The organism is Streptomyces sp. NPDC002773, from assembly GCF_040295605.1.
Classification (GTDB): domain Bacteria; phylum Actinomycetota; class Actinomycetes; order Streptomycetales; family Streptomycetaceae; genus Streptomyces.
In genome coordinates this window covers 229,939-251,897 of record NZ_JBEOVO010000003.1, presented here as the reverse complement: position 1 = coordinate 251,897, position 21,959 = coordinate 229,939, and the positions used below count along the sequence as shown (strand labels likewise).

At 72.1% G+C, this 21,959-nt stretch carries 23 protein-coding genes; 11 read left to right on the top strand and 12 right to left on the bottom strand.

What is annotated here, in order from left to right; genetic code table 11:
* Positions 1-27: 27 nt before the first annotated feature.
* Genes ABT034_RS06360 through ABT034_RS06350 form a run of 3 tightly spaced genes read right to left on the bottom strand, consistent with a single transcriptional unit; the run spans position 28 to position 3,630 of the window.
* The gene (locus tag ABT034_RS06360) at positions 28-1,242 is read right to left on the bottom strand and encodes an acetyl-CoA C-acetyltransferase (RefSeq protein ID WP_351211825.1); all 1,215 of its coding nucleotides are present in this window, start codon (positions 1,240-1,242) and stop codon (positions 28-30) included.
* 46 nt (positions 1,243-1,288) lie between these two features.
* A complete protein-coding gene (locus ABT034_RS06355; protein WP_351211823.1) occupies positions 1,289-2,431 on the bottom strand; it encodes an acyl-CoA dehydrogenase family protein in 1,143 nt (380 codons plus the stop codon).
* The gene (locus tag ABT034_RS06350) at positions 2,428-3,630 is read right to left on the bottom strand and encodes a CaiB/BaiF CoA transferase family protein (RefSeq protein WP_351211821.1); all 1,203 of its coding nucleotides are present in this window, start codon (positions 3,628-3,630) and stop codon (positions 2,428-2,430) included. Before ABT034_RS06350 ends, ABT034_RS06355 begins: the two co-directional genes overlap by 4 nt.
* Positions 3,631-4,030: 400 nt before the next feature.
* Between ABT034_RS06350 and ABT034_RS06345 the strand changes: the two genes are divergently transcribed.
* Positions 4,031-5,185, top strand: coding sequence for a saccharopine dehydrogenase family protein (locus ABT034_RS06345; RefSeq protein ID WP_351211819.1), 1,155 nt, complete (start codon positions 4,031-4,033; stop codon positions 5,183-5,185).
* A 16-nt stretch (positions 5,186-5,201) separates the two neighbouring features.
* Here the strand turns inward: ABT034_RS06345 and ABT034_RS06340 are convergent, their stop codons facing one another.
* The 3 genes from ABT034_RS06340 to ABT034_RS06330 all read right to left on the bottom strand — a co-directional run bounded on the left by ABT034_RS06340 (position 5,202) and on the right by ABT034_RS06330 (position 7,012).
* On the bottom strand, positions 5,202-5,588 hold the full coding sequence (locus ABT034_RS06340) for a VOC family protein (protein ID WP_351211817.1): 387 nt from the start codon (positions 5,586-5,588) through the stop codon (positions 5,202-5,204).
* On the bottom strand, positions 5,585-5,719 hold the full coding sequence (gene mmpA / locus ABT034_RS06335; protein ID WP_351211815.1) for a morphogenic membrane protein MmpA: 135 nt from the start codon (positions 5,717-5,719) through the stop codon (positions 5,585-5,587). Before mmpA ends, ABT034_RS06340 begins: the two co-directional genes overlap by 4 nt.
* Positions 5,720-6,316: 597 nt before the next feature.
* Positions 6,317-7,012 carry an endonuclease V gene (locus ABT034_RS06330; RefSeq protein WP_351211813.1) on the bottom strand — a complete coding sequence of 232 codons (696 nt, stop codon included), beginning with the start codon at positions 7,010-7,012 and terminating at the stop codon, positions 6,317-6,319.
* Between the two features lie 68 nt (positions 7,013-7,080).
* Between ABT034_RS06330 and ABT034_RS06325 the strand changes: the two genes are divergently transcribed.
* Positions 7,081-7,380 carry a YciI family protein gene (locus tag ABT034_RS06325; protein WP_351211811.1) on the top strand — a complete coding sequence of 100 codons (300 nt, stop codon included), beginning with the start codon at positions 7,081-7,083 and terminating at the stop codon, positions 7,378-7,380.
* 30 nt (positions 7,381-7,410) lie between these two features.
* Here ABT034_RS06325 and ABT034_RS06320 read toward each other — a convergent pair whose 3' ends face one another.
* Positions 7,411-8,592, bottom strand: coding sequence for a WD40/YVTN/BNR-like repeat-containing protein (locus ABT034_RS06320; RefSeq protein WP_351211809.1), 1,182 nt, complete (start codon positions 8,590-8,592; stop codon positions 7,411-7,413).
* Positions 8,593-8,947: 355 nt separating this feature from the next.
* Here ABT034_RS06320 and ssgD point away from each other — a divergent pair, with 355 nt between their 5' ends.
* Both ssgD and ABT034_RS06310 read left to right on the top strand, forming a co-directional pair.
* Positions 8,948-9,364 carry a spore wall synthesis regulator SsgD gene (ssgD, locus tag ABT034_RS06315; RefSeq protein ID WP_351211808.1) on the top strand — a complete coding sequence of 139 codons (417 nt, stop codon included), beginning with the start codon at positions 8,948-8,950 and terminating at the stop codon, positions 9,362-9,364.
* A 260-nt stretch (positions 9,365-9,624) separates the two neighbouring features.
* Positions 9,625-11,268, top strand: a complete 1,644-nt coding sequence (locus tag ABT034_RS06310) for an ABC-F family ATP-binding cassette domain-containing protein (RefSeq protein WP_351211806.1) — start codon at positions 9,625-9,627, stop codon at positions 11,266-11,268.
* On the opposite strand, the gene ABT034_RS06305 is transcribed toward ABT034_RS06310, so the two are convergent.
* Positions 11,265-11,738: an ATP-binding protein gene (locus ABT034_RS06305; protein WP_351211804.1), complete on the bottom strand. Its 474-nt coding sequence runs from the start codon at positions 11,736-11,738 to the stop codon at positions 11,265-11,267. The two genes, ABT034_RS06310 and ABT034_RS06305, sit on opposite strands and share 4 nt — an antisense overlap.
* Before the next feature lie 154 nt (positions 11,739-11,892).
* Here ABT034_RS06305 and ABT034_RS06300 point away from each other — a divergent pair, with 154 nt between their 5' ends.
* From ABT034_RS06300 to ABT034_RS06290, 3 genes are all read left to right on the top strand, one after another.
* Positions 11,893-12,744, top strand: coding sequence for a helix-turn-helix domain-containing protein (locus ABT034_RS06300; protein WP_351211802.1), 852 nt, complete (start codon positions 11,893-11,895; stop codon positions 12,742-12,744).
* Between the two features lie 12 nt (positions 12,745-12,756).
* Positions 12,757-13,020, top strand: a complete 264-nt coding sequence (locus ABT034_RS06295) for a hypothetical protein (protein ID WP_351211800.1) — start codon at positions 12,757-12,759, stop codon at positions 13,018-13,020.
* A gap of 228 nt (positions 13,021-13,248) precedes the next feature.
* A complete protein-coding gene (locus ABT034_RS06290) occupies positions 13,249-14,223 on the top strand; it encodes an acyl-ACP desaturase (RefSeq protein ID WP_351211798.1) in 975 nt (324 codons plus the stop codon).
* A gap of 148 nt (positions 14,224-14,371) precedes the next feature.
* Here ABT034_RS06290 and ABT034_RS06285 read toward each other — a convergent pair whose 3' ends face one another.
* Positions 14,372-14,647, bottom strand: a complete 276-nt coding sequence (locus ABT034_RS06285; RefSeq protein ID WP_502972817.1) for a WhiB family transcriptional regulator — start codon at positions 14,645-14,647, stop codon at positions 14,372-14,374.
* 130 nt (positions 14,648-14,777) lie between these two features.
* Between ABT034_RS06285 and ABT034_RS06280 the strand changes: the two genes are divergently transcribed.
* Positions 14,778-15,446, top strand: coding sequence for a TetR/AcrR family transcriptional regulator (locus ABT034_RS06280; RefSeq protein WP_351211796.1), 669 nt, complete (start codon positions 14,778-14,780; stop codon positions 15,444-15,446).
* A 22-nt stretch (positions 15,447-15,468) separates the two neighbouring features.
* On the opposite strand, the gene ABT034_RS06275 is transcribed toward ABT034_RS06280, so the two are convergent.
* Together ABT034_RS06275 and ligD are read right to left on the bottom strand one after the other, a co-directional pair.
* A complete protein-coding gene (locus tag ABT034_RS06275; protein WP_351211794.1) occupies positions 15,469-16,359 on the bottom strand; it encodes an alpha/beta fold hydrolase in 891 nt (296 codons plus the stop codon).
* 150 nt (positions 16,360-16,509) lie between these two features.
* Positions 16,510-17,532, bottom strand: a complete 1,023-nt coding sequence (gene ligD, locus ABT034_RS06270) for a non-homologous end-joining DNA ligase (protein ID WP_351211792.1) — start codon at positions 17,530-17,532, stop codon at positions 16,510-16,512.
* Positions 17,533-17,584: 52 nt separating this feature from the next.
* Between ligD and ABT034_RS06265 the strand changes: the two genes are divergently transcribed.
* From ABT034_RS06265 to ABT034_RS06255, 3 genes are all read left to right on the top strand, one after another.
* Positions 17,585-18,643, top strand: coding sequence for an ATP-dependent DNA ligase (locus ABT034_RS06265; RefSeq protein WP_351211790.1), 1,059 nt, complete (start codon positions 17,585-17,587; stop codon positions 18,641-18,643).
* Between the two features lie 396 nt (positions 18,644-19,039).
* A complete protein-coding gene (locus ABT034_RS06260; protein ID WP_403598111.1) occupies positions 19,040-19,291 on the top strand; it encodes a hypothetical protein in 252 nt (83 codons plus the stop codon).
* 112 nt (positions 19,292-19,403) lie between these two features.
* Positions 19,404-21,500: an MDR family MFS transporter gene (locus tag ABT034_RS06255; protein ID WP_351211788.1), complete on the top strand. Its 2,097-nt coding sequence runs from the start codon at positions 19,404-19,406 to the stop codon at positions 21,498-21,500.
* A gap of 12 nt (positions 21,501-21,512) precedes the next feature.
* Here the strand turns inward: ABT034_RS06255 and ABT034_RS06250 are convergent, their stop codons facing one another.
* On the bottom strand, positions 21,513-21,956 hold the full coding sequence (locus tag ABT034_RS06250) for a YchJ family protein (protein WP_351211786.1): 444 nt from the start codon (positions 21,954-21,956) through the stop codon (positions 21,513-21,515).
* Positions 21,957-21,959 lie beyond the last annotated feature (3 nt).

Genomic DNA, 21,959 nt, shown 5'->3' with positions numbered 1-21,959 from the left:
TCCGTTTGAGGGGTTCGGACGGGACGGTCAGACGCGCTCGACGACGGTGGCGATGCCCATGCCGCCGCCCACGCAGAGGGTGGCGAGGCCGTAGCGCTTGTCCTGCCGCTCCAGCTCGTCGACGAGGGTGCCGAGGATCATCGCGCCGGTGGCGCCGAGCGGGTGGCCGAGCGCGATGGCTCCGCCGTTGACGTTGACCTTGTCCAGGGAGATCCCCATGTCCTTGACGAAGCGGAGGACGACGGCCGCGAAGGCCTCGTTGATCTCGATCAGGTCGATGTCGTCGATGGTGAGGCCGGCCTTGGCGAGCGCCTTGCGGGTCGCGGGGGCGGGGCCGGTGAGCATGATGGTCGGCTCGGAGCCGGAGACGGCGGCCGAGACGATGCGGGCGCGCGGCGTGAGCCCGTACCGCTCACCGACCTCCTTGGAGCCGATGGCGACGAGGGAGGCGCCGTCGACGATGCCCGAGGAGTTGCCCGCGTGGTGGACGTGGTCGATCTCCTCGACCCAGTGGTACTTCTGCAGCGCCACGGCGTCGAAGCCGCCGAGTTCGCCGATGTCGGCGAAGGAGGGCTTGAGGCGGGCGAGGGAGTCGGCGGTGGTGCCGGGGCGCAGGTGCTCGTCGTGGTCGAGGACGACGAGTCCGGCGCGGTCGCGGACGGGGACGACGGAGCGGGCGAAGCGCCCGTCCTTCCAGGCGGTGGCGGCACGCTCCTGGGAGAGTTCCGCGTACTCGTCGACGTCGCGGCGGGTGAAGCCCTCGATGGTGGCGATGAGGTCGGCGCCGATGCCCTGGGGGACGAAGTTGGTGTCGAGGTTCGTCATCGGGTCGGAGAACCACGCGCCGCCGTCGGAGGCCATCGGCACCCGGGACATGGACTCGACTCCGCCGGCGAGGACAAGGTCCTCCCAGCCGGAGCGGACCTTCATGGCGGCCATGTTGACCGCTTCGAGGCCGGAGGCACAGAAGCGGTTCTCCTGGACGCCGGCGACGGTGTCGGGGAGTCCGGCGGCGATGGCGGCGATCCGGGCGATGTCGGAGCCCTGGTCGCCGACGGGGCCGACGACACCGAGGACGATGTCGTCGATCGCGGCGGGGTCGAGGCCGGGGTTGCGGGTCTGGATCTCCCGGATGAGGCCGACGACCAGGTCGATGGGCTTGGTGCCGTGCAGGGAGCCGTTGGCCTTGCCGCGTCCGCGCGGGGTGCGGATCGCGTCGTACACGTACGCTTCGGTGCTCACGGAAAGCCTTTCGCGATGAGGGTGGGAGAAGTCGGGCGGCGGGAGATCAGCCGAGGAGGGAACGGCCGATGATCTCCTTCATGATCTCGGTGGTGCCGCCGTAGATGGTCTGGATCCGGCCGTCGGTGTAGGCGCGGGCCACCGGGAATTCGCTCATGTAGCCGTATCCGCCATGCAGTTGCAGGCACCGGTCGGCGACCCGCTTCTGGAGCTCGGTCGCCCACCACTTGGCCATGGAGGCGTGGACGGCGTCGAGTCCCCCCTCGTCGTGCTCGGCGATGCAGCGGTCGACGAAGGTGCGGGTGACGGCGCACTCGGTGGCCATCTCCGCGATCTCGAAGCGGATGTGCTGGAGCCGGGCGAGGGGCCGGCCGAAGGCCTCCCGCTCCTTGACGTACCGGGTGGTGATCTCCAGGAGGTGCTCGGCGCCCGCGATGCCGGCGACGGCGATGGCGAGACGCTCCTGGGCGAGGTTGGTCATGAGGTGGACGAAAGCGCCGTTGAGCTCACCGAGGAGGTTCTCCTTGGGGACGCGGACGTCCGTGAAGAACAGCTCGGCGGTGTCCTGGGACTTCTGGCCGATCTTGTCCAGGTTCCGGCCGCGTTCGAAGCCCTCGGCGCCGCGCTCGACGACGAGGAGGGAGAGGCCGTGCGCGCCGCCCTCCGGGGTGGTGCGGGCGACGACGACCACGAGGTCAGCGAGGATGCCGTTGGAGATGAAGGTCTTGGAGCCGTTGAGGACCCAGTGGTCGCCGTGGTCCTCCGCGGTCGTACGGATGCCCTGGAGGTCCGAGCCGGCGCCGGGTTCCGTCATGGCGATGGCGGTGATCAGCTCGCCGGAGCAGAAGCCGGGGAGCCACCGCCGCTTCTGCTCCTCGGTGCCGAGCGAGGTGAGGTAGGGGCCGATGATGTCGTTGTGCAGGCCGATGGCGAGTCCGGGGGCACCGGCCCGGGTGAACTCCTCGGCGAGGACGGCGCCGTAGCGGAAGTCGGGGTTGCCGCCGCCTCCGTACTCCTCGTCGACGGCGAGGCCGAGCAGTCCCTGCCGGCCGGCGGCGAGCCAGACCTCGCGGGAGACGACGCCGTCCTTCTCCCACTGCTCGTAGTGGGGCAGCACCTCCTTCTCCAGGAAGGTGCGGACGACTCCCCGGAAGGCCTCGTGGTCGGCGGTGTAGAGCTGACGCTTCATGCTTCGGTCTCCTGGGTCTGCGGGGCCTGCGGGGTGGGCTGCGTCTGCTGGGCCGGCCGGTCCCGCTTCGGGCTTTCGAGTGCGGGTACGGCCCAGTCGCGGGCGACGGCCGCGGTGTCGGCGCCGGGCAGGGCGGGGCCCGTACGCAGGCTGCCGGGGGTGACGGAGAAGCGGGGCGCGGGGGCGGGCTGGGCGATGCCGCCGTGCTCGGTGAAGGTGGCGCGGGCGGCGAGGTGCGGATGGGCGGGCGCCTCGCGCAGCGAGAGGACGGGCGCGACGCAGGCGTCACTCCCGTCGAAGACCGCTGTCCACTCCTCGCGGGTACGGCTCCGGAAACGCCCGGCGACGGCCTCGCGCAGCTCGGGCCAGCGGGCGAAGTCGCGGCGTGCGGGGGCGACGTCCTCGACGCCGAGGAGGCGGACGAACTCCCCGTAGAACTGCTCCTCGAGGGCCCCGACCGCCATGTGGCCGCCGTCGGAGGTCTCGTACACGCCGTAGAAGGGGCAGCCGCCGTCGAGGAGGTTGACGCCCCGCCGGTCCTGCCAGCCGCCGGCCGCGAGCATGCCGTGGATCATGGTGGTGAGGTGGGCGGTGCCGTCGACGATGGCGGCGTCCACGACCTGGCCCTCGCCGTGCGCGCGGGCGTGCTGGAGCGCGGCGAGGACGCCGATGACGAGGTAGAGGGAGCCGCCCGCGTAGTCGCCGACGAGATTGGCCGGGACGGTGGGCGGGCCGTCCGGGTCGGGGCCGATCATGCCGAGCGCGCCGGTGATCGCGATGTAGCCGATGTCGTGGCCGGCGGTCGCGGCGAGCGGGCCGTCCTGGCCCCAGCCGGTCATCCGCCCGTAGACGAGCCGCGGATTGCGGGCGAGGCAGGTGTCGGGGCCGACGCCGAGGCGCTCGGCGACGCCGGGCCGGTAGCCCTCGATCAGGATGTCGGCCCGCTCGACCAGGTCGAGGACGGTGGCCGGGCCGCCGTCGGCCTTGAGGTCGACGAGGACCGAGCGCTTGTTGCGGTTGGTGAGGTCGCGGGCCGGGTCGATGCCGAGACCGGCACCGCCGGGGCGGTCGACGCGGACGACGTCGGCGCCCAGGTCGGCGAGGAGCATGGCGGCGAAGGGGCCGGGGCCGATGCCGGCGAGTTCGACCACGCGTACCCCGGCGAGCGGGCCGTCGCCGGTGGTGTGTGTCGTGCTCATCGAGCCCCCAGGCGTGTGTGACACCAATGATGTAACACCGGAGATGCTAGGAACGTGTTCCACTCCGCACAAGCCCCCCGGCCGAGCAAGCGCTTGGAAATTACGGCACCCGGGGCGCGGGCCGCGCCCGGCGCCGGAACCGCTATCCTCCGCCGACGACGACAACCGCGCTCGGCGGCGCGGTACGGCCGAAATGAGGGGCTGGATGGAGACAGGGGCGGCGGGCGTGGGACGCGAGGGCGGGGCCGGGGCGGGGTCGGGGTCGGGGGCTGGGCCGGGGATCGGATCGGGGTCGGGGATCGGATCGGGGTCGGGGGCGGTTCCCGCGGCCGGGGCGGTTCCCGCGGCCGGGGCCGAAGGAGAAGCCGGGGCCGGGCGTGAGGGGGGCAGGCCGTACGACGTGGTGCTGTTCGGGGCGACGGGATTCGTGGGCGAGCTCACCGCCGCGTACCTGGCCGAGCACGCCCCCGCGGAGTGCCGCTGGGCACTCGCGGGCCGCAACCTGGCCGGCCTCACCGCCCTGCGCGAACGCCTCGCCGCCCGCTGGCCGCGCTGCGCCGGGCTGCCGCTCGTCGTCGCCGACGCCGCCGACCCCGGCTCCCTGCGCGAACTCGCCGAGTCCACCCGGGTGGTGGCCACCACCGTGGGCCCGTACGTCTGGTACGGCGACGGGCTCGTCGCCGCCTGCGCGGAGGCCGGGACGGACTGCGTGGACCTCACCGGTGAGGCCGAGTTCGTCGACCTGACGTACGTCCGGCACGACGCCCGCGCCCGGGAGACCGGCGCCCGGATCGTGCACGCCTGCGGATTCGACTCCGTCCCGCACGACCTGGGCGTGTACTTCACCGTCCAGCAGCTCCCGGAGGGCGTACCGCTCCGGGTCGACGGCTTCGTCCGGGCCGGGGCGACCTTCTCCGGCGGCACGTTCGCGTCGGCGCTGACCGCGTTCGGCCGGGGCCGGGAGATCCTGCGGGCCGCCCGTGAACGGCGCCTGCACGAACCGCGGTTGGTGCGCCGCCGGGCCAGGGCGCCGCTGGGGGCACCACGCTTCAGCCGGGAGACCGCGACGTGGGCACTGCCGCTGCCCACGCTCGACCCGCAGGTCGTGGCGCGCTCGGCCGCGGCCCTCGAACGGTACGGGCCGGACTTCCGCTACCGGCACTACGCCTCCGTGAAGACGCTCCCCATGGCCCTCGGAGGCGCCGCCGCCGTCGGCGCGAGCGTGGCGGCGGCTCAACTACCCCCGGTTCGGCAGTGGCTGATGGGGCGTTACCAGGCAGGCGAGGGGCCGTCCGAGGAGCGGCGGGCCCGCAGCTGGTTCTCGGTGCGCTTCGTCGGCGAGGGCGGCGGACGCCGGGTCTTCACCGAGGTGTCGGGCGGCGATCCGGGGTACGACGAGACGGCGAAGATGCTCGCCGAGTCGGCCCTCTGCCTCGCCTTCGACCCGCTCCCGAAGACGGCGGGCCAGGTGACGACGGCGGCGGCGATGGGCGACGCGCTCACCGCGCGGCTGAGTGCGGCGGGGATCCGCTTCCGGGTCGCGCACCGCGGCTGAGGGCGTACGACCCCGATCAGGGCCGTACGAGCCGGAACGGGTGCCCGGCCGGGTCGGCGTAGACACGCCAGGCCGGGTCGGCACCCCCGTCGTCGACCCCTCCCCCGCCGAGCAGTACGGCTCCGATCGCGAGGACGGCCTCATGGGCGGCCGCCAGGTCGTCGACCCGCACATCGAGGTGGAACTGCTGCTCGGGCGCTCCCCAGACGGGCGGGCGATGGTCCGCCACGCCCTGGAAGACGAGGGCCTGCCCCCCGTCGCCGCGCAGCACGGCGGCACCCTCACCGACAGCCCACCGCGGATCGGAACTCTCCACCGCCCCACCGATCAACTGCCGGTAGAACTCCGCGAGTTCCCGAGCATCGGGACAGTCGAGAACGAGGCACCGCAGCCGCCCGATCACGCGAGGACCCAAGCGGCGACGACGTACAGCATGGCCCAGGACCAGGCGAGGGCGACAAGCCCGACGCAGACGAGAACCAGATTCAGGCCGCGCCCGGCGGAACGCGGCGGAGCGGAAAGGGGAGTTGTCATGGCCCACACTCTGCCGGTCGGGACGATGCCTCGATATCCGTACAGGTACTCAGTTGCCGTTTCACCCGTGACGTCGAACGGTGGCTCGTGCGTGGTCCCCCGCCTCCGGCACCGAACCCGACGAACTGCTTGAACGGCAAACCCCGTGGTCCCACACGCCGACCACCAGGCACTATGGGTCCCGTGAAGGACCTACCCCCCGGGCTGCCGCCCGCAGACTCACGCAAGTGGCACAGCCGCCGGTGGTGGGATGAACTGGGATATCTGCGCGTTCGCTCCTTGGCGAACCCGAGCTGGTCCCGGGACATGCCGTGGCTGATCGCATGGTTGCGACGTGAGCGGTCGAACGCCCTCCCGGCGGATCGCGACCTCTACGACATGGCGATCGCCGCGGCTCAGGGCTATGTACGAACTGCCGACGGGTCACCGGGCGTTGAGCGCGCATGGGATCGGGTTCTCGAACCCATCGACGAGTTGCTTGTGCGGCGGCAGGCCAGGCACCTCGACCACGTCCGCAGGGCTCGGGCCGAGCAAGGTGACGTGAGCCCCTGACACGGGGCCCGCGTCCAGGCGTTGCACGACACGCTCAGGTACCGCTCACTCCTCCCCCAGCGCCTCCTTCAGGGCGCGGCGGCAGAGGGAGTCGGCGTGGCGGGTGGTCTCGGGGAGGCGGTAGCGCGGGGTGAGGTGGAGGGTGTGGGCGCAGGCGTTGGCGAGGGAGACGCGGTGGCCGACGGAGACGAACACCGGCTTCACCCCGGCCTGGGTGCGCAGGGCGCGTCCCACTTCTTCGTCGTCGGCGAGGAGTGGGGCGAACTCGCCGCGTGCCGCGCCGGGTTGCTCGTACGTGAAGGTGAAGGGGTTCTTCGCGACGCCGACGGAAGGCCGGCCCGTGAGCACTCCCAGGTGGCTCGCGAGCCCGAAGCGGCGGGGGTGGGCGAGGCCGTAGCCGTCGCAGACGAGGAGGCCGGGGTCGACGGTGAGGCGGTCGAGCGCGGCGAGGACGGTCGGGATCTCGCGGAAGGCGAGGAGGCCGGGGACGTACGGGAACGAGACCCGGCCGACCGCCGTGGTCTCCGCCACCACCTCCAGGGTCCGCGCGTCGAGGACGACGGCCGCCGCCGCGACCAGGTCGCGCTCGTCGTCGTAGGCCACGTCGAGCCCCGTGACATGCCCTTCGCCGACCGCGGGCCCTTCCTCTTCGCGTACGAGGCGCCCGCGCAGCTCCTGTTGGACGGCTCGGGCGGCGGTCTCGTCGGCGGGCCAGCCCGCCGGAATCTCGATGATCGTCATGATGCGGGCCACCCTATGTTCGCCCGTGGGCCGGCTCCCAGGCGGAGGGCACCGGGTAGCCTGCGATCATGTTCGTACTGGAATTGACCTACACCGCGCCCGTCGAGCGGGTCGACGCGCTGCTCGACGCGCACATCGAGTGGCTGGACGCGCAGTACGCCGCCGGCGTGATCGTCGCCTCGGGGCGCAAGAACCCGCGTGACGGCGGGGTGATCCTGGCCGCCGGGGTCGACCGCACGGAGATCGAGAAGATCGTGGCGGCCGACCCGTTCAGCGTCGAGGGCGTGTGCGCGTACCGGATCACCGAGTTCTACGCGACCAAGACGGCCGAGGGCCTGGCCGCTTTCCGGGAGCAGCTGCCCTCGTAGGCGCCCGGCCTGGACGGCCGGCCCGGGTTCCTACCGGGCCGGCCGCGCCACCGCTATCCGGCCCTTCTCGCCCGAGGCCCAGCAAGAGCCGTCGGGCGTGCAGTCCACCGTGTCGTACGAGCCGGTGTCGACCGTGCGCCAGGTGCGGCCGCCGTCGGTGGTCAGGTCCGTGCCGGTCGGGCCGACGGCGAGCGCCGCGCTCCGGCTGTGCGGGAGCCAGGCGACGCCGGAGCGGTACGCGGGCGGGGGCGTGGCCGAGGCGCGCCAGGTACGACCCCCGTCGCCGGTGACCGCGGCTGCCTGCGGGGACGGCTGGTCCTTGCGGTAGTCGCCGCCGACGGCGATGCCGTGCGTACGGTCCCGGAAGGCGAGCCCGAAGACGCCTCGGGCCGGGTCGCCGGCCGGAACGGGCGAGACGGTGGCGGTCCAGGTCAGCCCCCGGTCGGCGGAGTGGAGCACGCGCGCGGTGGCCCCGCCGCCCGTCGCCAGCCACACGTCCCGCGGCCCGGCCGACACCAGGCACTGGCCGCTCGCCGCGAAGCCCGCCTCACCGGGGAGCGCGTCCGGCATCCCGGCGCTCGGCAGCACCTGCCAGGAGCGGCCGCCGTCGCGGGTGGCGAGGATCCGGTACTTCCCGTCGACGGGGTCGCTCATGGCGAGTCCGTGCCGGCGGTCGAAGAACGTCATGCAGTCGTAGAAGGCGCGCGGATCGGTGTTGCGGAAGGACTCGGTCCAGGTGGCTCCGCCGTCCTCGGTGCGCAGCACACGCGAGGCCTCCCCCTCCCCGATGGCGAGGACGACGGCCCGGCGGGCGTCGAAGGCCTCCACGTCCCGGAGTTCCAGCTCGGCCGCACCGGGTGGTGAGACGTTTCGCCAGCTCCGGCCGCCGTCGGTGGTGCGCAGCACCGTGCCCTTGGAGCCGGCGGCCCAGGCGGTGCGGCGGTCGACCGGAGCGAGGCCGCGGAAGCGGACGTCGGTACCGGTCGGCGTCAGCTGCCACCCGGGCGACTCCTGTCCGTCCGGGGCCGGTTGGCCACCTGCCCCGGTCGCGGTCACCGTCGCGGTCGCGGTCGCGGTCGCGGTCGCGGTCACTGTCGTGGGCGCGGTCGTGGGGGTCTCCCCGGCGCGCGCCGGGGAGGTCAGGGTCAGCGTCAGCGCCGCCCCGATCAGCCCCGTCGACATCATTCGTCTCGTCTTCCCCATGGACGTCATGGCGCCGGAAGCTATTACCCCCGGCCGCTCCCGTCCAGGGTGCCTCCCGCGCCCCGCGTCACCTTCGAGCCCCGCCGATGCCGCCAAGCGGGCGATGGCGTACGGCATCCGGGCCCCCGGAATCCAGCCGTACTCCGATGGCCCCGGGAGGTGCACCGCGGTCCCCGGTGGCCTGCTCCCACCACGCTGACCTGCGCCGCCCGTCCCCGACACCCTCGGGGCGACCGCTTCGGTGACGCAACTCACGTGGGTCCCGAGTGCACGTTCCGGCCGCCTCACTCGTCTTGCCAGGTGTCAGGTGCCCTGGTGTCGGGGAGACGCACAGGATCCGAAGCCCGCGTGAGAGGAGCCGGTCTTGTCCGCCGTCATCGAACAAGCCGTTGAGGCACGAATGGTCGCATCCACTCCGCGGATGGAGACGGTCCCCGCGACTCTGCGGTACGACCGCGAGGACCCGTACGCCGTGAGCATGGCCTTCCCGCCGCCCGCGACCCTGGAGGGCGTCGAGGTCTCCTGGGCCTTCGCGCGTGAACTGCTCGTCCAGGGCGTCGAGCGCCCGGCCGGGGACGGGGACGTACGCCTGCGTCCGTACGGGTACGACCGTACGGTGGTCGAGTTCCACGCCCCGGAGGGAGTGGCCATGGTCCACGTCCGGACCTCGGAGCTGCGCCGCTTCCTCGAGCGCTCGGAGCACCTGGTGCCGGCGGGGCGCGAGCACCAGTACCTGGACTGGGACGAGGACCTGGCGAAGCTGCTGCACGGGCGCCCGTAACGGGGCCCAGGGGCTCCTCCCGTAAATCGTTTGCCGCCCTCCCGCGCCGATGCGTACGGTCAGTACCGACCCAGTCGTCATCTGATCGGAGAAGGACATTGCTCGTCTGAGGCTGCGAGACACCGTGCCGCGCGTGCCCCCTGTGCCGCGTGTGCCGTGCTCCACCTCGGCGTACGAGCCGTACTTCTCACTGCCCGCGCCCTCGGTGTCTCCACGCGTCGCATCCAGTCACGCTCGCGCTCGCACCCCGGGAGGCCCCTATGGCGCATCACCCCACTTTCATCACCTGTACCTCCGTCTCCTTCTCCTGGCCGGACGGCACCGAGGTCCTCGACGACTTCCGTCTCGCGGTCGGCCCCGGCCGCACGGGGCTCGTCGGGCTCAACGGCTCCGGCAAGTCCACCCTTCTGAAGCTGATCGCGGGTGAGCTGACCCCGGTCTCCGGCACCGTCCGGGTCACCGGCGAACTCGGCTACCTCCCGCAGAACCTGGTCCTGGACACCTCACGCCGGGTGGACGAGATCCTCGGCATCGCCGCGAAGCGGGCCGCCCTGCACGCCATCGAGGCGGGGGACCCGGCGGAGGAGCACTTCACCGCGCTCGCCGACGACTGGGACGTGGAGGAGCGGGCCCGTGCCACGCTCGACCAGCTCGGGCTCGGTGCCGTCGGTCTCGACCGGACCGTCGGTGAGGTCTCGGGCGGCGAGTCCGTACTGCTGCGCCTCGCCGCCCTGCTGCTCGCCAGGCCCGACGTCCTGCTGCTCGACGAGCCGACGAACAACCTGGACCGGCAGGCCCGGGCGCGGCTGTACGAGGCCGTGGAGGGCTGGTCCGGTGCCCTGGTCGTGGTCAGCCACGACCGGGAACTCCTGGAGCGGGTCGACCAGATCGCCGATCTCCGGGACGGCGCCGTCGCCTGGTACGGCGGCGCCTGGTCCGCCTACGAGGAGGCACTCGCCGCCGAACAGGAGGCGGCGGAGCGGATGGTCCGGGTCGCGGAGGCCGACGTGCAGCGGCAGAAGCGGGAACTCACCGACTCACAGGTGAAGTTGGCGCGCCGCAAGCGGTACGGCCAGAAGAGCTTCGAGAACAAGGTCGTCCCGAGGATCGTGGCGAACAACCGCAAGAGCGAGGCGCAGGTCTCGGCCGGCAAGCACCGGGCGCTGCACACGGAGCGCCTCTCGGAGGCCCGGGAGCGGCTCGACGCGGCCGTGGAGGCGGTGCGGGACGACGACGAGATCCGCGTCGAACTGCCGCGCACCTCCGTGCCGCCGGGCCGCGAGGTGCTGTTCCTGCGGAATCTGGAACTGCCCTACGGGGCCCGGGTGAACGGCGAGTTCGAGCTGCGCGGGCCTGAGCGGATCGCCCTCGTCGGCCGGAACGGCGCCGGGAAGACGACGCTGCTCCGGACGATCGCGGGGGAGCTGCTTCCGCTGTCGGGCGAGGCGGAGGCGCGGGTGCCGCTCCGGTTCCTGCCGCAGCGGCTCGACGTCCTGGACGACGGGCTGAGCGTGGTGGAGAACGTGGCCCGGTTCGCGCCCACGGCGACGGGGAACGCGATCAGGGCCCGGCTGGCACGGTTTCTGTTCCGGGGGGCGCGGGCGGATCAGCCCGTGGGCACCCTGTCGGGCGGGGAGCGGTTCCGGGCGACGCTCGCGGCGCTGCTCCTCGCGGAGCCGGCTCCGCAGCTGCTGATGCTGGACGAGCCGACGAACAACCTGGACATGGCGTCGGTACGGAAGCTGACGGCGGCCCTCGACGCGTACGAGGGCGCGTTGGTCGTGGCGAGCCACGACGTGACGTTCCTGGAGTCGCTCGGGATCACCCGCTGGCTGCTGCTCGACGGTGAGCTGCGGCCGACGACGGCGGAGGAGGTCAGGGGTCTGTCCGGGGGACGTCGCTAGCGGTGCAGTAACGCCCAGGACTTCGTGCCGCCGCCGGGGGTGAGGACGGGGGCGAGGCCCCAGTCCCCTCCGTGCGCGTCGACCGCCGCGGCCAGCAGCCACATGCTGCGGCTGCGGCGGTCGCGGCATTCCTCGGCGGCGGTGGGCGAGGCATGGGCGGGATGCTGGTCGTAGAGCACGATCCGCAGCGCCTCGAACTGCCAGCGGACCCTGAGGATCATCTCCCGGTCGGGGGTGAACCGGTAGGCGGCGGAGACGAGTTCGGAGGCGGCGAGGGTAGCGGTCTCGCAGAGGTCGGAGAGGCCGTGCCGGCCGAGGAGCGACTCGACCGACCGGCGCGCGAGTCCGGCGCAGTAGGCGCCTCCTGGGAGGAGCATCGAGTAGCTGAGGTTCTCCGTGGCGGGGGGTATGGGCCCGGCCGCGGCGGCGGTCGGGAGGCAACGCAGGGCGCCCTTCATCGGGTTGCTCACTTTTCCTGTACGGGGGTAGCTCCACACGGGTGGTAGCCCCGTGTGAGACTGGCGCTACCGACCGTAGCGCACACATGGAGCACAGTGCTACTACTTGCGGGTACTCATGCCATTTCGGCCATATCGCCGTCACAGAACGAAGGGGAGACCGAGCGTGCCACCCAGGAGCAGTCCGACCGCGCGGCAGCAGCGACTCGGGAGCGAACTGCGCAGACTGCGTGAACAGTCGGGGATGTCGGCCCAGCAGGCCGCCGCCCTCCTGGGCGTCGACCGCACCCGCATCCCGCACATCGAGTCGGGCCGCTTCGGGATCAGCGCCGAGCGCGTCCGGACGCTCGCCTTCAACTACGGCTGCCCGGACACCGGACTCGTCGACCTCCTCGCCGGCATGGCCCACGAGCGGGACAGGGGCTGGTGGGAGGAGCACCGCGGACTACTGCCGCCCGCGCTCATCGACATCGCCGAACTGGAGTTCCACGCCTCGGCGTTGCACACCGCCGTCACCACCCACATCCCGGGCCTCCTGCAGACCGAGCAGCACGCGCGGGCCGTCTTCGACACCGCCGTCCCCCCACTGCCGGGGCCCGACCTGGAAGCCCGGCTGGCACTCCGCCTCCGCCGCCAGGAGGTCCTGGAGCGGGACCGGCCCGTACGCTACGAGGCCGTGATCCACGAGGCGGCGCTGCGGATGCAGTTCGGCGGGCCGAAGGTCGCACGGGGACAACTCGAGCACATCCTGGCGTACTCCGAGCGGGACTCCGTCGCCGTGCGCGTCATCCCCTTCGCCGCGGGTGGTTTCCCGGGGGCGGGGCAGTCGTTCACCTATGTGGCAGCGCCCGTGGCGCAGCTCGACACCGTGCAGCTCGACTCCTCCCACGGCTCCCTCCTCCTCGACGCCGACATGCAGCTGCGGCGGTACCGGGGCCTGCTGGACCGGCTGCGCGGGCTCGCCCTGCCCGCGGACGAGTCACGCGCATTCGTCCGCACCATCGCCCAGGACCTGTGAGGGACCCCCACCATGAACGTCACGACCGGCACCACGAGCGTCACGACCGGCACCGGCGGCACCTCCGCCCGGCCCGGCGGCCCCGCCGTCGAGATCGACTGGAGCGAGGCCTTCTGCAGCGAGGGCGCCAACTGCTTCCGTTTCGGACTCGACGACGCGGGCCGGGCCTACATCGGCTCGACCCTCTCCCCCGGCGCGTACGTCAGCGACTCGGTGGAGGCGCTGCGGGCCCTGATCCAGGCGGTGAAGGCCGGCGCGGCCGACCATCTGCTCTGAGCGGTCGGGCATCTGCGCTGCGTAGCGGACCGGGCAGCGCCCGAGCGGCGTCCACGACGTGACCTGCGTCTCCGCGACCCCGCCCGAGCAGCGCGCATAACGGAACGTAACCGGACATCGCCAGGACGGGCTTGGCCGACGCCTTACGGAGCCTTAACCTACGGTCTCGTAACCTACGAATCCGTAGGTACATCTGTATGCCCTTCCCCTCCGTCCCCAGGAGTACTCGTGACGCTCACCTCTCCCCACCTCGACAGCTCGGCAGGGTGGACCGACGCCCGGCTGCTCTACGCGTTGGAAGAGGTCGTGGAGAAGGAGCTCAACCGGCACCTCAAGGTCACCAAGGACTGGATGCCGCACGAGTACGTGCCGTGGTCCGACGCCCGGAACTTCCCCGGCCTCTTCGAGGACGGCGAGGCCTGGGACCCGTCCCAGTCCAAGGTGACCGACATCGGCAAGATCGCCCTCGTGGTCAACCTGCTCACCGAGGACAACCTGCCGAGCTACCACCACGAGATCGCCAGCCTCTTCGGCCGTGACGGCGCCTGGGGCACCTGGGTGCACCGCTGGACCGCCGAGGAGGGCCGTCACGGCATCGTGATGCGCGACTACCTCCTCGCCTCGCGCGCCGTCGACCCGGACAAGCTGGAGCAGTTCCGGATGGCGCACATGAGCGAGGGCTTCGAGTCGGACAACCGGCACTCGATGCTGCACTCCGTGGCGTACGTCGCCTTCCAGGAGCTCGCGACCCGCATCTCGCACCGGAACACCGGCCACCAGTCCGGCGACCCGGTCTGCGACCGGATGCTCTCCCGCATCGCCACCGACGAGAACCTGCACATGGTCTTCTACCGCAACCTGCTGGGCGCGGCCTTCGAGCTCGCCCCCGACCTGACCATGCAGGCCGTGCGGGACGTCGTGGTCAACTTCCGGATGCCCGGACACGGGATGCCCGGCTTCGAGCGGGCGGCTGCGCAGATGGCGATCGGCGAGATCTACAACATGCGCATCCACCACGACGACGTCCTCCAGCCCGTCCTGCGCTTCCTCAAGGTCCTCCAGATCGAGGGCCTCGGCCCGGAGGGCCTGCAGGCGCAGGAGGAGCTGGGCCTGTACATGAACGGGCTCGACAGCGAGGCGAGCAAGTTCGACGAGAGGCTCGCGGCCCGCAAGGCCCGCATGGCCGCGCGCGCGGCCGGCTGAGTCACCGGCGACGCGACGGGGGCGGGCTCGCGCCGCACCGGGCGCCCGCGGCTCAGTGGCTCTGCCGCTTGAGCCGTACGCGGCTCAGTGGCTCTGCCGCTTGAGCCGTATGCGGCTCAGTGGCTCTGCCGCTTGAGCCGTATGCGGCTCAGTGGCTCTGCCGCTTGAGCCGTATGCGCTCCTTCTCGGAGAGTCCGCCCCACACGCCGAACCTCTCGTCGTGGCTCAGCGCGTACTCCAGGCACGCCAGGCGCCCCTCGCACGCCCCGCACAGCTGCTTCGCCTCGCGCGTCGACGAGCCGGGGGCCGGGAAGAAGAACTCCGGTCCCGCCTGGGCGCACAGGGCGTCCTCCCGCCAGGAGAGGTCGGGGGCGGTCAGCACGTCGGTATCCATCCGCGGGTTCATGTCCATCCGCATGTCCATCTGCATGAGAGACACACTCCCGTAGTGCTGTAAACACGCCATCAACGTTCGATCAATGGCGGATACCGGACTCTGCGGGCCGCGCACCGGGGAGATATCCGTACGGTCGTGCGGTCAGTACCATGGGCGCATGAGCGGCAGCACCGGCAGCGGCACCGGAACCAAGACGGACGGGCGCGTCGAGCGCGGCAACCAGACCCGGCGCCTCGTGCTCGGCCGGACCATGGACATCGCCTCCATCGAGGGACTCGAAGGGCTGTCCCTGGGACGGATCGCGACCGAGCTGAACCTGAGCAAGAGCGGCGTCTTCGCGCTGTTCGGCTCCAAGGAGGAGCTCCAGCTCGCGACGATCAGAGCGGCCGTCGCCGTCTTCGCCGACCGCGTGGTCACTCCGCTTGAGGACGTACCGCCGGGTGCACCCCGGGTGCGCGAGCTGTGCCGGAACTGGCTGACGTACTCCTCGGACCGGGTGTTCGCCGGCGGATGCTTCTTTTACGCGGTCTCGGCCGAGTTCGACGCCCGTACGGGTCCGGTGCACGACGCCGTCGCCCGGACCCGCCACGACTGGACCGCCTACATGGAACGGGCCCTGACGGAAGCGCGGGCCGTGGGCGACTTCGCGGAGGACTTGGACGTGGAACAGCTGGCGTTCGAGGTGATCGCGCTCATGGAGGCGGCGAACGCGCAGTCCGTGCTCTTCGGCGACACCCGGACCTACGCCCGCGCCGAGCGGGGCATCACGGCCCGCCTGCGGGCCTCGGCCACGGACCGGGGCCTGGCCGGCATGGACAACGCCTAGAAACCGTCCTCCGCCCCTCGCCTCAGCCAGCTGTGACCGGCGCCTCCGACGGCGACGGCTCGTCCGCCGGAGCCGTCAGGAACTCCACCGCCTCGGCCACGACCGCCGGGTCCGTCAGGATGCGGCGGTGGCCGAGCCCCCGCGTGACGACGAGCCGGGCCCGGTCGCCGTGCGCCCGGGCGAGCAGGCGGGCCTGGGCGAGGGGCACCATGTCGTCGCCCTCGTCGTGGAACAGCAGGACGGGTGCGCCGAGTTCGCCGGGGTCCCGGTCGGCGCCGAAACGGTCCCAGATGCCGGGTTCGCCGGGCGCGATCCGCCGCTCGACGTGGTCGCGCATGCACCGGACGACCCGCTCGTCCAAGCCGAGCCCGGCCCGGAAGCCCGCGAGCAGCAGGTCGAAGGAGCCGACGCCGCCGAGGCCGACGAAGCGGGCCGTACGGACTCCGTCCCTGAGGGCGAAGAGGGCGGCGAGAACGCCGAACGAGTGCGCCACGACGGCCTCGAAGTCGCCGTGCCTGGCGTGCAACTCCCGGATGGTCTCCCGGTATTCGACGATGTTGCTCGCCCGCCCCGATGAGTCGCCGTGGCCGGGCGCGTCGAAGGCGACCGGGCTGTAGCCGCACGCGAGGAGCGCCTCGATGAGGGCGGTGAGGCGGGAGGCGCGCGAGGACCAGCCGTGGACGACGAGGACGGGCCGGCGGCCGTCGCCCCAGGCGTAGGTGACGACGTCCTTGCCCCGGACCTGGAGGTGTCCGGTGCGGGCCGAGGCGAGGAGGGGCTGCTCCTCGGGCCTGACACGCGCCCGGCCGAGCGGGCGGACGAAGAGGTGGAAGGCCCAGCGTCCGGCCGGTCCGGGGGCGACGCGGGCGGTGGCGTTCAGGGCGGTGCGGATGAGCGGAGCCATCGGGTACATGCCGGATCTCCTCGGTCGTCCTGGGTAGGCAAAAATGCTAGCACGACCGTTCGTGTTGTTTCATGGCCAGGAATGAGGCGGACCGGTGGGGAACGACGGTCCGGGTCACAGGTGAAGCAGCCCGGGGGAACATCGCCCACCCTCCTCCGGTCAGCCACTCTCCTTCTTCGCCCGGCTCGGCTGGACGCGCTTCGGCTCGCCCGGCATCTTCGGGTACTCCGGCGGGTACGGCAGGTCGCCGAGGCCGTGCTCCGCCTCGTCCCGCCGGGCCAGTTCGAGCAGGGACTCCAGGCTGAAGCGCTCGTCGTCCATGTCGGCGTGGACGTCGCCGACCTCCGCGTACCGGACCGGCATCTTCTTGATGTCGAAGTCCTGGGGCACGGCGTCGTCGACCTCCTCCCACCGCAGCGGTGCCGAGACGGGGGCGTGCGGACGCGGGCGCACGGAGTAGGCGGAGGCGATCGTGCGGTCCCGGGCCGTCTGGTTGTAGTCGACGAAGATCCGCTCGCCGCGCTCCTCCTTCCACCACTTGATGGTGACCCGCTCCGGCATCCGCCGCTCCAGCTCCCGGCCGCAGGCGATGGCCGCCCGCCTGACCTGGGTGAACGTCCACTGGGGCAGGATCGGCACGAAGACATGGAGCCCTCGCCCGCCGGAGGTCTTCGGCCAGCCGCGCAGTCCGTGCTCGTCGAGGACGGCGCGCAGTTCGTGGGCGGCGCGGACGGCGTCGGCGTAGTCGGTGCCGGGCTGCGGGTCGAGGTCGATGCGGAGTTCGTCGGGGTGGTCGGTGTCGTCCCGCCGTACCGGCCAGGGGTGGAAGGTGACGGCGCCCAGGTTGGCGGCCCAGAGCACGGCCGCCGGTTCGGTGGGGCACAGCTCGTCGGCCGACCGGCCGCTGGGGAAGGTGATGTGGGCGGTCGGGATCCAGTCGGGCAGGTTCTTCGGCGCCCGCTTCTGGAAGAACGACTCGCCGGTCACCCCGTCGGGGTAGCGCTCCAGCGTGGTGGGGCGGTCGCGCAGGGCGCGGGTGACGCCGTCCCCCACGGCCAGGTAGTAGCTGACCATGTCGAGCTTGGTGTAGCCGGGTTCGGGGAAGTAGACCTTGTCCGGATTGGACACGCGCACGGTCCGGTCGCCGACTTCCAACTCCACCGCTGCCGCCTTGCCTGCCATGCCGGTCAGCCTAGGGCTCGCAGACAACTCCCGCATACCGGACAATCGCCTCATGGATCTTCCGGTGATGCCGCCCGTGAAACCGATGCTCGCCAAGTCCGTGAAGAACATTCCGCCCGGGATGCAGTACGAGGCGAAGTGGGACGGCTTCCGGGCGATCGTGCACCGGGACGGGCCGGAGCTCGTCATCGGCAGCCGTACCGGAAAGCCACTCACCCGCTACTTCCCCGAGCTGGTCGAGGCGCTCGCGGCCCGGCTGCCGGAGCGGTGCGTGGTCGACGGGGAGATCGTCATCGAGCACGAGGGCAGGCTCGACTTCGACCGGCTCAGCGAGCGGATCCATCCGGCCGACTCCCGGGTCCGCATGCTGGCCGAGACCACCCCGGCGCGGTTCGTCGCCTTCGACCTGCTCGCCCTCGGTGACGTCTCCCTGCTCGACGCTCCCCTGAGCGAACGCCGGGAAGCGCTGGAACGGATGCTCGCCGGGGTCGACGCGCCGGTCCATCTGGCCCCGGCGACCCGGGACGCCGAGCTGGCCGGCAGCTGGTTCCAGCAGTACGAGGGCGCGGGGCTCGACGGGGTGATCGCCAAGCCCCTCGACCTGCCGTACCGGCCGGACGCCCGGCTCATGTACAAGATCAAGCACGAGCGGACGGCCGATGTGGTGGTGGCCGGCTACCGCTTCCACAAGAGCGGGCCGGTGGTCGGCTCGCTGCTGCTCGGCCTGTACGACGACAGGGGCGCCCTCCAGCACGTCGGCGTGTGCGCGGCGTTCACCGCGGTCCGGCGTGCCGCGCTGATCGAGGAGCTGGAGCCGCTGCGGATGGACCCGCCGGACGGGCATCCATGGGCGGCGTGGGCCGAGGAGGCCGCGCACGAGGGAGCCCGGCTGCCGGGTGCGCCGAGCCGCTGGTCGGGGAAGAAGGACCTGTCGTGGGTGGCGCTGCAGCCCGAGCGGGTCTGCGAGGTCGGGTACGACCACATGGAGGGTGACCGCTTCCGCCACACGGCGCAGTTCAAGCGGTGGCGGCCGGACCGGACGCCGGAGTCCTGCGGCTATGACCAGCTGGACGAGCCGGCCTCGTACGACCTGTCGGAGATTTTCCGGTAGGCACGGCGTCCGCCCTCGGCAAGGATCGAGTCGGCAGCTGTCCGGAATACGCCATTCCGCCGAGTGAGATGCTTCACATTCGCTCGGAGCCCGACCGCGCCCCAACGTCCCCCCGTCGGCCACGCGTTCGCCGTACGCGCGCGCGAAACGCAGGAGCGCTGCGCCACACGGCGGCGGCCACCCGCCCCCGTACCTGCGGGAACGTCCCCGCGCCCGCCCGGAGCCCGCGCCCACTCCCCCCGCCCCGGCGCCCGCGCGCGCCCCCGCGGGGCGGTCCCGTCGTTGCCCCACCGCGACATCGCCGTACCGGAACCCGTACGGCGATCCGGTACGTATGGAGAGAACACCCTTCCCCACCCCTTTCCGTACCCTTCCCCGAACCGCTAGGACTGACCCGTGATCACCTCGCCCTCGCGCCTCGTCCCCGTCCCGATCCCCGACCGTGTGGCCGCGCTGATCGGTGCCTGCCTGCCGCTGCACGTCCTCCAGGCCGAGGTCGACGCGGACTGCGCGGCGCGCGAGGTGTACCGGTTCCGGGGGCCGCTGTGCACCGAGGACCGGGCCGACCGCGAGCACGCCCTCGCCGCGCTCGCGCGGGCCAACAAGATCCTCGCCAAGCACCACCCGAAGCTGCCCGTCACTCCCTGAGGGAGCCGGGCCGGCGCACGCCCCGGCGGTCCGGCTCCGTCACCCCCTGACGGCCCGCCCGTTCGGCGGACCCCCGCATGCACCCGGACAGGGCCGGTGTGACGCTGCGAGAGTGACCACGACCAGCGACGCAGCGCCCGCGCCCCCGGCCGCCACCGAGCCGCCCGTCCTCGACAGCCGCCGCCGCAACATCGTCTTCGGCACGATCATGCTGGGTGTCCTCCTCGCCGCCCTCGACCAGACGATCGTCGGCACCGCGCTGCCCACGATCGTCTCGGACCTCGGCGGCGCCGCCCACATGTCGTGGGTGGTCACCGCCTATCTGCTCGCCGAGACGGTCGCGACCGTCCTCGTCGGCAAGTTCGGCGACCTCTTCGGCCGCAAGGTGATCTTCCAGATCTCGGCGGTCGTGTTCATCACCGGCTCGTTCCTCTGCGGACTCGCCTCGAACATGACGCTGCTCATCCTCTGGCGCGGCCTCCAGGGCATCGGCGCGGGCGGTCTCATGGTCACCTCTATGGCGCTCATCGCCGATGTGATCCCGCTGCGCCAACGCGGCAAGTACCAGGGCGCGATCGGGGCCGTGTTCGGTGTCTCCACCGTCATCGGCCCGCTCCTCGGCGGCTTCTTCACCGACCACCTCAGCTGGCGCTGGGCCTTCTACGTCAACGTGCCCATCGCGATCCTCGTCGTCATCGCCGCCGCCCGCACCATCCCCTCCGTACGCTCGGCGAGCCGGCCCGTCATCGACTACGCGGGCATCGCGCTCGTCGCCGCCGGATCCAGCGCCCTGATCCTGGCCACCAGTTGGGGCGGCAACGAGTACGCCTGGGGCTCCGGAGTCATCATCGGCCTGTTCGCCGGCGGCATCATCGCCCTCGCGCTCTTCTGCTGGGTGGAGACCCGCGCCGCCGAACCCATGCTGCCCATGCGGCTGTTCGGCAACCCCGTCTTCACCGTGTGCTCCGTGCTGAGCTTCGTCGTCGGCTTCGCCATGCTCGGCGCGATGACGTTCCTGCCGACCTACCTCCAGTACGTCGACGGGGACTCGGCCACCGTCTCCGGCATCCGCACCCTGCCCATGGTCGTCGGCCTGCTCATCGCCTCCGTCTTCAGCGGCAACGTCGTCAGCAAGACGGGCCACTACCGGATCTTCCCGATCGCCGGCTGCCTGGTGATGGGCCTCGGGCTCTACCTGCTGTCCCTCATGGAACCGGGGACCAGCACCTGGCTCGCGTCGCTCTACATGTTCGTGCTCGGCGTCGGCATCGGCCTGTGCATGCAGGTCCTGACCATCGCCGTGCAGAACACCGTCGACTACGCCGACCTCGGCACCGCCACCTCCGGCGTCACCTTCTTCCGTACGCTCGGCAGCTCCTTCGGCACCGCCGTCTTCGGCACGATCTACGTCAACTCCCTCAAGCCCAACCTCACGGCCGGGGTCGCCGAGGCCTCGGCGGTCGCGGGGAGCACCGGCGCGGACCCGGCCGGAGTCGGGCAGGCGGCGCAGAGCCCGGCCGGAGTGCACGGCCTGCCGGCCGAGGTCGCGGAGCCCATCGTCCACGCCTACGCCGACACCCTGCACACCGTCTTCCTCTGGACCGTGCCGGTGGCCGCCGTCGGCTTCGTCGTCGCGCTCTTCCTCAAGCAGGTGAAGCTCCGCGACTCGGCGCGCGCCGCCGCACCCGACATGGGTGAGGGCTTCGCCTCCCCCACCACGGCGGGCGACTCGGCGAAGCTCCTCGAACTGTCCGTGGGCCGGATCCTGCGCCGGACCGACGTCGACACGGCCCGGCGGGTCGTCGCCGACTCCGACACCCGGCTCGACCCGGCCGGGGCCTGGGCGGTCATGCAGGTCGAGCTCTTCACCCGGACGGTCGGGCACGCGAGCCTGGGTCTGATCTCGGCGCGTCGCCGGGTTCCGCCCGAGGTGCTCCTGCCGGTCTTCGACCGGATGGTCGACGAGGGGTTCCTGACCCGCGACGGCAATCTGCTCTCCCACACGCCGGCCGGCAAGCGCGAGGCGGACGTCATCACGCACGCGTGGGGCGACTGGCTGTCCGACCGGGTCGAGCAGGAACGCGGCCGGCCGAGCGGACCCGAACTGCGAGTCGCGACGGACGCCATCGCGAAGAAGTTCGTCGCCGAGGACCTCGCGGGCGGCCTGCCGTCCGCAGGACGGCAGACGGTCAAGGCGGGGCTGCGTTGAGCGGCTTTGCCGCTACGGGGCGACGTCGCCGTCCACGTACACCCAGGCGCCCTCATGGCGGGCGAAGCGGCTGCGTTCGCTCAGTGCGCCGGGCTCGCCGTCGTGGAGGTAGCGCGCGGTGAAGGTGACGGTGCCTCGCTGGTGGAACGCTGTGCCCTCGGTGGCTTCCTCGATCTCCAGGCCGGTCCAGCGCAGGCCCGGGTCGAAGTCGACCTCGGCGGGACGGGTCTCCGGCGCCCAGGTGCGGAGCAGATAGGCCTCGTCGCGGACGACGAAGGCGCTGTAGCGGGAGCGCATGAGCAGTTCGGCCGTGGGCGCCGTGCCGCCCGTCCCCGCGTGGAACCGTCCGCAGCACGCGCCGTACGGGGTGTCGAGGCCGCAGGGGCAGGGCGAGGCCGCGGTCACGGCGGGGGCCGTGACGGCGGTCGTACGGGGGCGGGGCTTGCGTCGGGACATGCC

What these genes read in the sequence shown, in the direction of transcription:
- ABT034_RS06355 (WP_351211823.1), bottom strand. Translation starts at nt 2,431, where the DNA reads ATGAAGCGTCAGCTCTACACCGCCGACCACGAGGCCTTCCGGGGAGTC.
- ABT034_RS06350 (WP_351211821.1), bottom strand. Translation starts at nt 3,630, where the DNA reads ATGAGCACGACACACACCACCGGCGACGGCCCGCTCGCCGGGGTACGC.
- mmpA (WP_351211815.1), bottom strand. Translation starts at nt 5,719, where the DNA reads ATGACAACTCCCCTTTCCGCTCCGCCGCGTTCCGCCGGGCGCGGCCTG.
- ABT034_RS06330 (WP_351211813.1), bottom strand. Translation starts at nt 7,012, where the DNA reads ATGACGATCATCGAGATTCCGGCGGGCTGGCCCGCCGACGAGACCGCC.
- ABT034_RS06325 (WP_351211811.1), top strand. Translation starts at nt 7,081, where the DNA reads ATGTTCGTACTGGAATTGACCTACACCGCGCCCGTCGAGCGGGTCGAC.
- ABT034_RS06320 (WP_351211809.1), bottom strand. Translation starts at nt 8,592, where the DNA reads ATGACGTCCATGGGGAAGACGAGACGAATGATGTCGACGGGGCTGATC.
- ABT034_RS06310 (WP_351211806.1), top strand. Translation starts at nt 9,625, where the DNA reads ATGGCGCATCACCCCACTTTCATCACCTGTACCTCCGTCTCCTTCTCC.
- ABT034_RS06295 (WP_351211800.1), top strand. Translation starts at nt 12,757, where the DNA reads ATGAACGTCACGACCGGCACCACGAGCGTCACGACCGGCACCGGCGGC.
- ABT034_RS06285 (WP_502972817.1), bottom strand. Translation starts at nt 14,647, where the DNA reads ATGGACATGCGGATGGACATGAACCCGCGGATGGATACCGACGTGCTG.
- ABT034_RS06280 (WP_351211796.1), top strand. Translation starts at nt 14,778, where the DNA reads ATGAGCGGCAGCACCGGCAGCGGCACCGGAACCAAGACGGACGGGCGC.
- ABT034_RS06275 (WP_351211794.1), bottom strand. Translation starts at nt 16,359, where the DNA reads ATGTACCCGATGGCTCCGCTCATCCGCACCGCCCTGAACGCCACCGCC.
- ligD (WP_351211792.1), bottom strand. Translation starts at nt 17,532, where the DNA reads ATGGCAGGCAAGGCGGCAGCGGTGGAGTTGGAAGTCGGCGACCGGACC.
- ABT034_RS06265 (WP_351211790.1), top strand. Translation starts at nt 17,585, where the DNA reads ATGGATCTTCCGGTGATGCCGCCCGTGAAACCGATGCTCGCCAAGTCC.
- ABT034_RS06250 (WP_351211786.1), bottom strand. Translation starts at nt 21,956, where the DNA reads ATGTCCCGACGCAAGCCCCGCCCCCGTACGACCGCCGTCACGGCCCCC.